The 14,615-nt window shown below is 22.1% G+C and carries 14 protein-coding genes; 10 read left to right on the plus strand and 4 right to left on the minus strand.

What is annotated here, in order from left to right:
• The first annotated feature begins 94 nt into the window (after positions 1–94).
• From dnaE to LQ356_RS03120, 4 genes are all read left to right on the plus strand, one after another.
• Positions 95–3,082: a DNA polymerase III subunit alpha gene (gene dnaE, locus LQ356_RS03105; protein ID WP_405311445.1), complete on the plus strand. Its 2,988-nt coding sequence runs from the start codon at positions 95–97 to the stop codon at positions 3,080–3,082.
• Positions 3,069–3,962 (plus strand): 5'-3' exonuclease H3TH domain-containing protein, encoded by an 894-nt coding sequence (locus LQ356_RS03110; protein WP_405311446.1) that lies wholly within the window; start codon positions 3,069–3,071, stop codon positions 3,960–3,962. Before dnaE ends, LQ356_RS03110 begins: the two co-directional genes overlap by 14 nt.
• 252 nt (positions 3,963–4,214) lie before the next feature.
• On the plus strand, positions 4,215–5,120 hold the full coding sequence (locus LQ356_RS03115) for a DnaD domain protein (protein ID WP_405311448.1): 906 nt from the start codon (positions 4,215–4,217) through the stop codon (positions 5,118–5,120).
• A gap of 8 nt (positions 5,121–5,128) precedes the next feature.
• Positions 5,129–6,079, plus strand: coding sequence for a hypothetical protein (locus LQ356_RS03120; RefSeq protein ID WP_405311450.1), 951 nt, complete (start codon positions 5,129–5,131; stop codon positions 6,077–6,079).
• Here the strand turns inward: LQ356_RS03120 and LQ356_RS03125 are convergent.
• Together LQ356_RS03125 and LQ356_RS03130 are read right to left on the minus strand one after the other, a co-directional pair.
• Positions 6,076–6,507 (minus strand): bis(5'-nucleosyl)-tetraphosphatase, encoded by a 432-nt coding sequence (locus tag LQ356_RS03125; protein WP_405311451.1) that lies wholly within the window; start codon positions 6,505–6,507, stop codon positions 6,076–6,078. The genes LQ356_RS03120 and LQ356_RS03125 overlap by 4 nt on opposite strands.
• A gap of 2 nt (positions 6,508–6,509) precedes the next feature.
• Complete coding sequence (locus LQ356_RS03130) at positions 6,510–7,025, minus strand: hypothetical protein (protein ID WP_405311453.1); 516 nt, start codon at positions 7,023–7,025, stop codon at positions 6,510–6,512.
• A gap of 81 nt (positions 7,026–7,106) precedes the next feature.
• On the opposite strand from LQ356_RS03130, the gene dnaX reads away from it, so the two are divergent.
• The 6 genes from dnaX to rsmI are packed head-to-tail and all read left to right on the plus strand — an operon-like array spanning position 7,107 to position 12,250.
• Positions 7,107–9,041 carry a DNA polymerase III subunit gamma/tau gene (gene dnaX, locus LQ356_RS03135; protein WP_405311455.1) on the plus strand — a complete coding sequence of 645 codons (1,935 nt, stop codon included), beginning with the start codon at positions 7,107–7,109 and terminating at the stop codon, positions 9,039–9,041.
• 16 nt (positions 9,042–9,057) lie between these two features.
• A complete protein-coding gene (locus LQ356_RS03140) occupies positions 9,058–9,351 on the plus strand; it encodes a YbaB/EbfC family nucleoid-associated protein (protein ID WP_405311457.1) in 294 nt (97 codons plus the stop codon).
• Position 9,352: 1 nt separating this feature from the next.
• Positions 9,353–9,943 (plus strand): toprim domain-containing protein, encoded by a 591-nt coding sequence (locus LQ356_RS03145; protein ID WP_405311458.1) that lies wholly within the window; start codon positions 9,353–9,355, stop codon positions 9,941–9,943.
• 20 nt (positions 9,944–9,963) lie between these two features.
• Positions 9,964–10,608: a dTMP kinase gene (tmk, locus tag LQ356_RS03150; protein ID WP_405311459.1), complete on the plus strand. Its 645-nt coding sequence runs from the start codon at positions 9,964–9,966 to the stop codon at positions 10,606–10,608.
• Positions 10,609–10,610: 2 nt separating this feature from the next.
• The gene (locus tag LQ356_RS03155) at positions 10,611–11,495 is read left to right on the plus strand and encodes a hypothetical protein (protein WP_405311461.1); all 885 of its coding nucleotides are present in this window, start codon (positions 10,611–10,613) and stop codon (positions 11,493–11,495) included.
• Complete coding sequence (gene rsmI / locus LQ356_RS03160; protein WP_405311462.1) at positions 11,486–12,250, plus strand: 16S rRNA (cytidine(1402)-2'-O)-methyltransferase; 765 nt, start codon at positions 11,486–11,488, stop codon at positions 12,248–12,250. Before LQ356_RS03155 ends, rsmI begins: the two co-directional genes overlap by 10 nt.
• A gap of 13 nt (positions 12,251–12,263) precedes the next feature.
• Here rsmI and LQ356_RS03165 read toward each other — a convergent pair whose 3' ends face one another.
• A complete protein-coding gene (locus LQ356_RS03165; RefSeq protein ID WP_405311464.1) occupies positions 12,264–12,686 on the minus strand; it encodes a hypothetical protein in 423 nt (140 codons plus the stop codon).
• Positions 12,687–12,979: 293 nt separating this feature from the next.
• Positions 12,980–14,488, minus strand: coding sequence for a hypothetical protein (locus tag LQ356_RS03170; protein WP_405311466.1), 1,509 nt, complete (start codon positions 14,486–14,488; stop codon positions 12,980–12,982).
• Between the last annotated feature and the right edge of the window lie 127 nt (positions 14,489–14,615).

Consider the following 14,615-nt stretch of genomic DNA (forward strand, 5'->3'; position numbering starts at 1 on the left):
AATATTTTAATATAAATTCATTTTAGTTATTTAGTCACAAACATAAAATCAAAGTTAATTAATTACATAAATATATATAATTAATATTAAAATTATGAAATTAATTAACGGACATTTAAATACAATCTATTCATTTTTGAAAAGTACAATAGATCCAAACTATTTAGTAGATTATCTTGAAAAAAATAAACAAGAGTATTTTTCAATAACTGAATATAATAACTTTTTCAGCTTGGCATTTTTTAGAAAATATACAAATAATAGTAGCATAAAACCAATTTTTGGTCTTACTTTAAATTTGTGAGTTAACAATAACAATTATCAATATATTTTGTACCCAAATAATATTGACGGATTATATGCTCTATATAAATTGTCGTCTCAAGCATTAAATGATAAAAAAATATCTCTTTCAGAAGTTATACTAATTAAAAACATTAGTATTGTTGAACATCCAATTTATGGAATGTATAATTTAACAAAACAAAAATTTAGTTATTCCAATTATTATTATTCATTTGAATTTAATAAAATAAAAGAGAATGAAGAATTCATAAAAGAAAATCTAAACAAATGCTTAATTATTAACCATTTTTGTTTATTTGATGAAATGGATAATTCTATTATTAATATTCTAAACTATATAAGTAAAGATAAAACCTCAGAAAATATATATCAGGCATTAAATTTTGAATTTCAAACTACAAATAAATTTGAAGAATTTTTAATTACCCAAACAAATGATTTTTTAAAAGATCATTATTTTAAAATTGAAGAAAATAAATATATTATTCCTAACTTTGAAAATAAAGAAAATTTTGATGCAAATAGTTATTTAAATGAACTAATTAAAAAACAAATAAAAATAAAATTTACAAAAGAAACTTGAACTAAAGAATATAACGATAGACTTAATATTGAAGTAAATACAATAAAAAAACTAAAATTTGAAAACTATTTTTTAATCATTCAAGACTGAATTAATTGAGCTAAAAATCAAAATATTTTAATTGGGCCAGGGAGAGGTTCATCTGCTGGATCTTTAGTTTGTTATTTGTTAAATATAACAGAAATTGATCCATTAAAACATGATCTAATTTTTGAAAGATTTTTAAATCCTAAAAGAATAACAATGCCCGATATTGATACCGACGTTCAAGATAATAGAAGACAAGAAATAATTCAATATATTGTTAATAAATATGGACAAGAATATGTTTCAAATATTGTTACTTTTTCAACACTTGGTAAAAAAAGTGCAATAAGAGATGTTTTACGCGCTAATAAAATTGATGATTCAAACCTAATAAATAAGATTTCAAAATCAATTTCACTTAAAGATGAACCTTTAAAAGAAGAAATAAAAACTAATAAATATTTAAGCAAGGCATTAGATGAACTGCCTAGCAAAGAATTACAAACAAAAATAATTGAAGAAACTTCCAAACTTGAAGGACTATATCGTCAAACAGGGACACATGCTGCCGGAATAATCATTGGATATAAAAAACTAAATGAAATAATTCCAACTTATAATGTTGAAACTAATATGCTTCAATCACAAATAAGCATGGAATATCTTGAAGATTTTGGTTTAATCAAAATGGATATTTTAGGTCTTAAAACACTAACTACAATTAAAGAAATACTTGATACAATCAAAAAAAATCAAAATATAGATATTAATCTCAAAACAATTAAATATAATGACCAAAAAACATTAGATTTATTAACAAGCGGTAATACTCTTGGAATATTTCAACTTGAAAGTTATGGAATGATAAAAGCAATTAAACAAGTTAAAATAGATAGTTTTAATGATATTGTTGCAATTATTTCATTGTATAGACCTGGCCCAATGGATAATTTAGATTCATATGCCTTAAGAAAGCATAAAAAAGAAGTAATTCCAACGATTCATAAAGACTATGATGAAATTTTAAAATCTACTTATGGAATTATTATTTATCAAGAACAAATAATGAAAATTATTCAAACAGTAGCAAAAATGTCATTTTCGCAAGCTGATTTAATTAGAAGAATAATATCAAAAAAGAAAATTGATGATATGCAAGCTATTAAAGATAATTTTATTGAATCAGCAATTAATAATAACTATTCAAGAAAAGATGCCCATGAAATATTTAATAATATTGAAAAATTTGCTTCATATGGATTTAACAAATCGCATGCTGTTGCTTATGCAACACTTGCATATCAACTTGCATATCTAAAAGCACACTTTCCTCTTGAATTTTATAGTTCAATAATTTCTTCAGCACATGGATCACATGACAATATTTCAAAATATGTTTCAGAAGCTTCAAACATTGGAATTAAAATTGAATCGCCAGAAATTAATAATTCATATATTAATGCAACCATAAAAGACAACAAAATATATCTACCTCTATCAATGATTAAAGGAATGGGACCCGAAACTTCAAAATTAATTATTGAAAATCGGGAAAAATATGGTCCTTATTCATCATTTCTTCATTTTATGGCCACAACCAGTTTAATTAAGCAATTTGGTCTTTCAAGTGTTGAATTATTAATTAAAGCAAATGCTTTAAGAAATTTTGGTTATAATCAAAAAACATTATTAAATGAAATTAATGATAAAAATAATGAATTAATGTTACGTCTTGATAACATCAAATTTAATATTGAAGATAATGTTGAAAAACTTAAAAAAATAAACTATGTACCTTATGAAATTATTGATGATGACTTTGAATATGAATCTAACAATGAATCTGAACTTCTGGGGCAAATTTATAATTTCTCACTGACAAAAAAATATGAAGTTGAAGGACAAAGATTAATTGATTTGCACATAAACACTGAATATTTAATTTATTTATATTGTTCAAAAATAATTAAAAAACAAACTAAATTTGGCAAAGATTATTTTACGGTATACTTACAAGATTCAAGCCAAAAAATTGTCTTTAATATATGAAATAATAAAAAAGACCATTTATTAATTAATAATAAAATTATTAAGGCAAATATTATTAAAAAAGATACTAATGAATATATTTTAAAAGATTGGAGCATCATAAATGAAAGCAAATAATAAAATTTTGATAATTGATGGTACATATTTGGCATATAAATCTTACTATGCAACTTTATATTCACAAGGACCAATTCTTATGTCAAATAGCGGCAAACAAACTAATGAAATTGTTGCTTTTTTCAATACTATGATTGCATTAATTGATTATCACAATCCTTCGCATATATTTATTGCTTTTGATTCTCATGTTAAAACATTTAGACATTTGCTTCACAAAGAATATAAAGCAAATCGAAAAAAAGCCTCTTCTGATTTTTATGAACAACTTGATACAATTCAAACATTACTTAATCATTTAAATATTAAAAATTTTTATATAGATGGTTTTGAAGCCGATGACATCATTGCAAAGCTTGTTAATATGTTTGCAAATAATGAAAATAAAATTTTAATTTATTCAGCGGATCAAGATCTTAATCAACTTGTTAATGAAAATGTATCTATTCTTAAAAAAATTAAAAACGTAAATGTAACAATTACTCAAAATAACTTTGAAAATTATTATGATTTTAAACCATGTCAAGTAATTGATTATAAGGCAATTGTAGGTGATACTAGTGATAACTTTAAAGGTATTACCGGAATTGGACCTAAAACTGCTATAGAATTACTTTCTAAATATGAAACACTTGAAAACATATATGCAAATTTAGACAACTTAAAAGATAGTGTTAAACAAAAATTTATTACATATAAAGATGATGCTATGCAAGACAAATATTTAGCAACATTGAGAGTCGATTTTGATATCCCGTTAAACAATTTAGATGAAATTTTACTTACTAATTTTTCTTTACCACCTAAAGCTTACGAAATACTTGACAAACTTAATTTAAATTTAATTAAAGCTAAACTTAAAAAGTTAGAAGTTAATTAATCTATATTTTATATAAAATATAACGGTTTAATTTTTGTTGTTTAAAATTGTAATTTTATAAACATTTTAAATTGTAATTAATTAGTTAAAAACAATAAATATCTCTTAATATAAAGGAGATTTTTTATTTTTTTATTGTTAATAAAGTGCAACATATATCACCTTATTTTAATTAAATTTATTTATTGTTGTTACTTTGTAAATTAACTATTTAAAATAATTGTATATGCATTAATTTTTGAGGAGAGTTTTATGAACTGTATTTTTTATTTACAAAACATTGACCAAGTTAATAATTATGATTTAGATAATTTAAGAATATTTTATACCCCAATAGTTGGGCATAAATCACTATTACTATATGAACATTTTGTTGATTTATATAATATTAATTTAAATATAAATAAAAAACATAATTTACAAAATACATATAAACTTCTTCAAATTAATCATGATGAATTTACTAAGTCGCGTGAAATTTTGGAAGGACTTGGCTTAATTAAAACATTTATCACTAATGAAGGCAATTATGTTATTGAACTTAAAAAACCTTTAAATGCTAATCAAATTGCAAATAATGATTTAATATCTACAATGCTAATTAAAAAAATTGGTAGAGAATTATATGAATATTTAATAAAAGAAAAAGGTGCATACAACTTTAAGAAAAAAGATTTATGTAACATTTCTAAAAAATGTTATGAAGTATTTGATTTATCCGACACTGCTGAAACTGAAATTTTACCAATTGATTTTGAAATCAACAATAATTATGAATCTGCTAAATTATTAAATAGTTTTACATATATAAATAAAATAACTAATCTTGAAGCAAATAAAGCTCAAATTAATATGATAAATAATTTAAAAAAACTTAATTTTAATGACCATGCTATAAATTTATTTATTAATTATTCAGTTGAAGTAAATAATTCGATTGTAATAAATTACATTGAAAAAATTGCCAAAGATTATGCTAAGAAAGATATTTTTGATGCAAATCAAATTGATACAGAACTTGCGTTTGCTAAATCATCAAAAATGATAAATAAAGATGATGAAAAATATAACAATTATTATAAAAATTTAATAAACACTAACACTGATACTCTGAATATCGATATACTTAAATTAAGTAATGAAAGTAATTGAGATTAGGACATATTATGAAAGATAAAGATAATTCACTAAAAAAAATCAAGGAGAATGATTTATTATTTAGAACTGACGATGAAATCAAAAAATTTGATCCTGAAACCGAGAAAAAAACAATATTAGAAAATAGTCATATTAGTAAAATTATTAATAGATTAAAACTAACTAAAGAGCAAATCAATCAAGGCATGAATCATTTTCAAAAATATTACAATTACCTTCAAACACATAATAATAAAGAACCAAATTGAAAAATAACACTAAATGAGGCAAATCAAATTGATATTGATCTTTCAAATGATCTTCAATTCAAAAAATCTAAGTATTTTGATAACTTTTGATTAACAAATATAACCCCTTTAGATGATGATTTAGAAAAATATTTTTCAATTCCTGATCTTAAAAAACCACGAAGTATTTTAGTTGAAGCAAATCAAGCTATCCTTAAATTCCCTAAGCCATTAAGCCAAGCAATAATTGATATAACATATGACTCAAAAAATAAAAAGGGAATATTACTAATTGATGATGAATTTATTCATGCTAAAAAAATATTTAAATATTTAGCTACCCTTTTTGGTACTAATAAAAGTAAAACAGTATCTATTATTGATCTTAATGATTTGAATAATTTTTTCTATGCCAATATGAAAATACAAAATTACATTAACAATGACATAATTAACTATTTAAATGATGTTGATTACTTATTTTTGAATCGTTTAGGTGTTGGACTTAAATCTGAATGATTTATCAACACTTTAATTAATATTTTATTAACTAGAGAAGCGAATAACAAAATTACTTTTATATCTTGTCCTATTGATATTTTTATTTCAAAATTTAACCTCATAAATCATTATAACGATAGTATTAATAATTCAGCAATAGATAAAGTTGAAGACCTATTAAAAGCAACTATCAAAAGAACAACAAATAAATTTGTTGCCAAGAAAAGCTAATAGATTTGATTAATAATATTTTCATCAAATCACTTTATGGCGTTTTTTAATACATCTTTGCTTTCTTTATGTGATAAAATGTCAAACGCTTTATTTATGCTTACTCATTTAATTTTTAATATTTCTTCTTTTTGTTTATAAATTTTATAACTTGTTGATATAGCAATAAAAAAACAAACTTCCTTCATGCATCCTTCATAAGGATAATAAGTTATTTTATAAATTGGAGCATTTTTAAATATTTTAATATCTAAATTTGTTTCTTCTTTAACTTCACGAATTGCTGTATCAAAATCAGTTGCATCAATATTTTCAACATGCCCTTTAGGAAACCCTCATTCACGATTAGTTTGTTTAATTAGCAAAACAAATAATTTATTTTTAATCATTTTAAAAATAAGTGCACCACAAGATTTTTCATATTTCATGTTTATTCCTTAATTATTTTTTCACTATTTTTAAAATAATAAGCTGAAATGGATATGTTTAAAATAGCAATCGGAATATCAATTATACTTAAAGAAATAATTATTCATTTAAAAATATCAATTATTTTTTCAATATTTTTTTTGTTATTTCCACTAACTTTTTTATATTGCAATGAGAATGACGGAACTAAGAAAGATCAAAACAAGAAAGATAGTCCAATTAAGAAAACAATTATTATATTTACAAGCAATATTTTAATTAACATCTTATTTTTCAAACCATTGCGATCACCAAATAAATTAAAATATCTATATATTACAAATATTGAAAAAACAAAAGGTAGCATCAATGGAAAAATAAAATAATATCCATTAAAGCCACTCGCTTTTATATTAAGTCAAAATGCTGAAGCAAAAGATATTAATAAGCCTAGTAATAAAAATATGTTAGCTAATAAAAAATGAAAAAAATCTTTTTTAATTAATTTATCTATCTCAATTTTTAATGTATTTTTCACAACATTTTCCTTTTAATAATATATTATTAAATATATTAATACAATTTCAAAAAAATATTAATTTTTAAAGGTAAGGATATTATGGAATCTAAATATTTAGCATTATACCGCCAATATAGACCAAATGTTTTTGATGAAGTTCAAGGTCAAGAACATATTGTTAGAACATTATTAAATATTATTAATTCTCAAAAAATAAGCCATGCTTATTTATTTTGTGGTCCACATGGAACAGGCAAAACTTCTGTAGCTAAAATATTTGCAAATACAATTAATTGTTCACATTCAAACGACATATATAAACCTTGCCAAGATTGTATAAACAATATTGATCGAAATTTAGATATTATTGAAATTGATGCAGCATCTAATAATGGAATTGATGATGTAAGAGATTTGCGTGAAAAAATTAAACATTTACCAACACAATCAAAATATAAAATATATATAATTGATGAAGTTCATATGCTTTCAAAAGGTGCATTTAATGCATTACTAAAAACACTTGAAGAACCTCCTAAACATGTAATTTTTATTTTAGCAACTACAGATCCTCAAAAAATTCCTTTAACAATTTTAAGTAGAGTTCAAAGATTCAACTTCAAAAGAATAGATAAAAAAACTATCATCAAACATTTAATGAATGTTTTTAAAGAAGAAAAAATTGAATATGAAGATAATGTTTTAGATTTAATTGCTTCATTGGGTGCAGGGAGTTTGCGTGACACTTTATCAATAGCGGATCAAGTTTCCATTTTTGCAGGAAATGAAAAAATTAAATTAAGTGATGTTGAAAAACTATTTGGAATAACTAATATTGATAATATTATCAATATCATTAATTTAGCTACATCACATAGCATTAAAGATCTAATACAGCTAACAACAAAACTAGTTGAAAATGGAATGGATATCGAAAGATTTACAATCCAAATGATTAATGTTTTAAAGGATTATTTAATTTTGATTAAAACAAATGCAATTGATTTATTAGAATATACAACTTTAGATGATCTTAAAAAAATAAACATTTCTCAAGATAAAATATATGATTACATCTCTGAACTAATTAATATATTAAAAGAAGTCAAATTTAGTGATTTACCTTTACAATCATTAGAATTAGGGCTTATTAAACTTGCTACTCTAAAAACTAATGATGAAGAATTTACAAATGTAATTTCCTCACCACAAATTAATTTCGATCAAGAAAATGATAAGGATTTTATTATGGCTTCTGAATTAAAAAATGACAAGACTAAAACAATAGCAATTGAAACTAAAAAATCAAAAAATACAAACAAATTAGATTCTATGTTTGGTTTGTCTGACATTGCAAATAAATATGATGTTAAAACTACAATAGTTGATGTTAATGAAATTTTAGAAAAAACTAATGAAACTATTTTAAAAACTAAAACACAAGAATTCGAAAATGATGAAATTAATTCATCAATGATTGATACAAATGAAACCGAATTTGATGATTTTGAAGTTAATGATCAATATAATAAGAATACAAGTTATGTTGATGATGAAAAATTACACGATTGTATTTGACTTACTCAACATGAAAAAATGAATCCAAACATTACAAAATATAAAGATTTAGATAAAATTGCTTTATCAACTATTAATACTAAACTTAGTGATGAAGATATCAAAACAAAAATGATGCTTAAAGATTTAAAAATAATTTTATCTAGTGAAAAATTTATTGTTTTTTCATCTACTATAGATGAACAAATTGCAAACTTAAACATGAATGCTTATGAACCATTTTTAATTCGCGGAGTTGCAAAATTATTTAATCGATATGTTCATATTTTAGGGATTACTAAATCTCAAATGGATAATGCAACTAAATGATGAAAAGATGAAGGAAAATTACAAAAAAATCGTAAAGTTACAGAGTTTAGTGACCTAAAGAAAAAATATGAAATTAAAGAACCAAAAAATGCTGAATTAGAAGAATGAGCAAAAGATGCATTTGGCGATAAATTTAATGCAAATTAAGATATTAGGAGAAAATATGGCAATGAATATAAATGAAATGCTTAAAAAAGCAAAAAGATTACAAGGTGAAATGGAAAAAGAAGAACAAGAATTAGCAAATAAGGAATTTTTTGTTGAACTTCAAGGAATTAAAGTAATAATTTTAGGAAATTACAAAATCAAAAGTATTAAACTAAATGAAGCTTTAATTGATCCAGACGATCCTGAATTAATTGAAGATTTAATCGTTGTTGCAATTAATCAAGCAATTGATTTGGTAAATCAAGCACATGATGAAATTTCATCAAAATTTAGTCCAACAGGAATGTAAAGTGAAAAACAATAAATATTTAGAATTAGAAGCAAAATTAAAGAAAATTTCTAATTTAAGTAAAAAACAAATTCAAAAGATCATTTTTAATTTGATCAATTTAGATAAAAATGATTTAAACATTTTATTTGATCTTATAAATCAAGCAAAAAGTGAAATCAAAAAATGTAAAACTTGTGGATATTATTCAAGTGATGATTTATGCTTGATTTGTACAAATGAAATGCGAACTAATAAAATAATAGTAGTTGAACAAAGTGATGATATTGATAAATTTGAAGAGTTAAAAATATATGATGGTAAATATTATGTTTTTAGTTCACTTTATAATTTAAAGGAAAACAATGATTCATTTAATAAAGATTTTGACAAATTATTATCTTTAGTAAATAAAGATAGTGAAGTAATACTAGCATTAAAATCCTCAATGGAAGGTATCCTAACAATGCAATATATAAAAAAATTAATAACTGAAAAATATAAAAATATAAACATTTTTCAACTGTCAATGGGTCTTCCTTATAATGCATCTGTTGAATATATCGACCCATTAACATTAAAACAATCACTTTTAAATAAATCAAAGATATAAATTAGGTAGGAGAAATAATAATGATTACTAAACCGAAAAAATTTGTTGTTTTTGAAGGCATGGATTGTGCAGGAAAATCATCAATCATTAAAATGCTTCAAAGTTACATTGAAAAATTAGACAATAAAGAACAATATATATTTACACGTGAACCTGGCTCAAGTAATTCAAAAGAAGCAGAAAAAATTAGAACTTTAATATTAGATAAAGAAAATGAATTTTCTCCAACCTCTGATGCATTATTATTTTTAGCAGCAAGAAGAATAAATTTAGAAAAAGTAATTTGACCAGCACTTGAAAATAATAAAATTATTTTTTCAGATCGTTATTGATATTCATCTTTTGTTTACCAAGGCATTTTAGGCAATGTTGGATATGATAAAATTAGACAAATCAATGAATTAATGTCAAATAATACTTCTCCTGATTTAGTTATATTTTTTGATTTAACGCCTGAACTTGTTATTAAAAGATTAAAACATATGCGTTCTGAAACGGATCGCTTAGAACATAATGAAATAAATTATTATGAACGTTTAAGAGAAGCTTATAAACAAGTTATTAAGCATGACAAAGATAAATTTGTTATTGTTGATTCGTCAGGCTCACTAAATGATTTATTTAATGAAATAATTAAAATCCTAAAAGATTGGAATATTGTTTAATAATGAATAACAATTTTGAAGAAATTATTAAAAATTCAATTATCTATAAAAAAATATCACAAACTTATTTGTTAAGTGCCTCTAGTAAAAACATTGATTTGACAAAATATGTTATTTTCTTCATAAATTTAGTTAATGGAGAAAAATTTTCTTCATTAAAAGATATAACATTTGGTGAAATGTACTATAAAATCGAAGAAAAAGATGATAGTATTAAAAAAGATGATGTTTTATTGGCAATTAAAAATATTCAAGAATCATCACTTAACTTTACTTCTTCAAAACATAAAATATTAATTATTAAAAACATTGAAAAAGGAACTGCTCAATCACTTAATGCATTACTAAAATTTTTAGAACAAAGTCCTCCAAATTTAATCACAATAATGACATGCAATAAAAGAAACTCAGTTTTAAAAACAATTCGTTCTAGAGCTCTTGAAATAAATATTAATCAACTTATATTTAAAAGCAAAAATACTACTGATAAATTTTTATTATTTATTAATTCAATTTATAATGATGAAGAAATTGATGAAAATCTCACAAATAATAAAAAAAATTTAGATGCCCTAATTAAGCTAGACAAAAACTTATCAACTAATTTAAGCAACATCTTTTCATTTATGTATGAAATTTTCACAAATAAAAATTGATACATTTTATTAAATTATTTATATATTTATTTTTACGAAATGTTTCTTTTAAATAAATGTTTTGATATTGTTCCTATATATATTAATAAATCTAATTTATTATCAATAAGCAAAACAGAAAAAACATTAAAAATTATCAAAAAATATTTAAACATTTTTAAAAATAAAACTTTAAATTTCAAAATTCAAAAATCTGCTTTTATTACTTCACTAGAGGAAATATGACAATAAACAATGCTGATAATAGTAAATTTATTTTAAATGTAATTGGAGTTCCAATTGGAAATATTGATGATTTATCTCCAAGAGCATATAATACTTTAAAAAATTCAAATATTATCTTGTGCGAAGATACAAGAATGGCAAAAAAATTATTAATGCTAGTAAAAATTGATATTGCACAAATTAAATTTATTAAATATGATAATTTTAATGAGAAAGAAATTTCACCTAAAATTATTGATTTAATTCGTGATAAAAACAATATTGTTTCACTTATATCTGATGCAGGAATGCCATGCATTTCAGATCCAGGATTTTCAATAATATCTAAATGTAAACAATATGATGATATTTTTATTAATGTAATTTCTGGTCCTTCAGCTTTTTTACATGCTTTAATTAAATCTAATCATAATTCTAAATTTACTTTTTTAGGGTTCATACCCGACAAGAAAATCAAAAGACAAAATTATTTATCTTCTCTAACTCCATTTACATATATTTGTTATGTTTCGCCGCACAAATTGATTTCAGTTCTTGAAGATTTTAACAAAATTTTTTCATCGGATATCACTTTATATTTAATTAAGGAAATGACTAAAATATTTGAAACTTCTTGAGAAGGAACGCCTAAAGAATTACTAGAAAAGTTTTTAGAATATGAAACAATAAAAGGCGAATATACATTAGTTTTTACTATTAATCCTAAAAAAGAAATAAGGAAAATAAATAAATATAGTTCTTTTTCAAAAGTTGATAAATAAATTATTTATTAATTTATTGTTCGACTATATCACTCATAATTAAATAATATAAATAACTAATTTGTTCTCGATCGAGATATTGTTTTTTTATTTTTAATTTTAATGGTTCTATTGCTAATAATGAATTCAAATATAAATATTTATCTTTAATCAAACTTTTATTTTTCAATATTTTTTTTAATTTTTTATATTTAGGAAATATTACAACCATTTTGCTTACACTGAGTGCTAAATAATAGAAATTAATTTTATCGTTCTGTATATATTCCTTCACTATATCAAATTTATGATCTTTAACATTAATCTTATTTATATCTAGAAAATATGACTCTCATTCTACTTTGCCATTAGAATTTATTAATTTTTCATATATTTTTTTTAATTTGAATGTTTTTTTAATTATATTTATTATTAAAGTTAAAATAAATAATTGCATCAAAATAGATATTAATGTAAAAGTAATAAATGCAGAATTAATAAGTTCTTTTTTATAAAAATTATGCAATAGAATAAATAATAATATTAGTATGATATTCAAAATATATATCAATAATGTAAATATATTTTTAATTTTAGACTTTTTAAAAAATTTTTCCAACCTTATTTCCACATACAATTTTTCTTTTAGAAGATAATTTATGTGAAACGTCAAACAAATTGACCCACTTAAAAGTATAGATTAAAAGTCATAAATCTCAATAATTAAACCAATTTATAATATGTATTTTTTTAAAAATTAATTATTTTTGATAAATACTCACGTTCATTTTTTAAATCTTCAAATATTTCATTTAAAATCAACATTTCATCTTTAAAAAAATGATCTTTATCTTCTAGTGATTTTAATATAGATATTTTTTTCTCAATTATTGAATGCACATAATATGTGCTTGTAATTAATTCAGCTAATTTTTTTGCTTCTTCAATATTCATATTAATCTTTTTTCTATAAGCAAAATTAATCATAAATTCATATCTTTTATCTTCAACTTCTATTGCTTTATATCTTTTGCTATGAGACCTAAAATATAATTTCATATCAGTTCCTATAACAAAATTAAATTCACCATTATCAACAATATTTACTCTTTTATTGGTTTCTGAATGAATTGGCATATATCATTTGTTTTGATATTTAACTGCACCATTGTTTATAGTTCTTTTAATAGTCAAATCGAAAAATTTATCAAGCTCATTTGTTATAGGCATAAAAACATTTTGTTTTTCTTTAATAGAACAACATGAATTTATTTTTTCAATAATTTTATCTTTAGATTCATTAGCCAATTTAACATTATCAATATTATTTAGTTTAAAAAAGAATGGGATATTTTTTTGAAAAGTATCTCATTTTCTTTCTACGTGAGACTTAAAAGTAGGATTTGAAGAAGTTAAAAATTCAATTCCTCTATTTTTTACTTCTAAAAAAGTTTTTGCATTACTAGTTTCATCATGTCAAAAATTCATCCTATTATCAGCAAATATTTTTCTTGGATAACCATATTTATTAAAAATGTTTTCTAAAAGTGTTTGATATCCATTTAATGTTTCTGTTCCTTCTTCAAAATATAAATCAAGTACTTTATTTGTTCCAACATCAACAGCCATTAAACAAGTTGATTTAATTTCATTATTAAAATAATAATGAGTGCAGCCATCTATCTCTACTATATCTCCGTATTTATAATTATTTGCAAAATTAAATCTAAATTTTTGTTTTTTCTTTGGTTGTGAAAAGGTTAATTTTCCTTCATAATAAATATGTTCTTTTATTTCTTTTTTCTTTCTGCTTTTCCTAGCTTCTTTGCGCCCTTTTTTAGTTGCATATTTACTTGCAAAACCTTCTTTTTTTAATCTCTTAACTAAATTTGAATATGAAATTTTAATGTCATTTTTGCCAATAATAAGATCTAAATTTTCATAAAAAATTCTTAATGTTAAATATGAACAACTTTCATTTTCAACATTTCCACCTGTAATTTTTGCATTTTTTTCATATGTCTTACCTAATTGTATTATTAATTCATCATTATATTTTTTTGCATTTTGATTTCCCATATTTTTATGAGATATATCAATTTTTCCATTTTCATTCAAAATTTTTCTTTTTCACCTTTTAATTGTTGAAATACTAACACGTGCAATTAATGATAATGCTTTATTTGTAAAATTAATATTACGCAATATTGTGCTAACTATTCTTTCGTTTCTTGAAATTATATTTTCTTTAAAAGTCATAATAATATTCTCCATCAAAAACTTAAAAGTTGGTGGGTCAATTTGTTTGACATTGGAAGTTTCCACATACAATTTTTCTTTTAGAAGATAATTTATATTTTCGTAATAAAATCAATTATATACATTG

Origin of the sequence: Metamycoplasma faucium (assembly GCF_045160055.1) — a bacterium.
GTDB classification, from domain to species: domain Bacteria; phylum Bacillota_I; class Bacilli_A; order Mycoplasmatales; family Metamycoplasmataceae; genus Metamycoplasma; species Metamycoplasma faucium.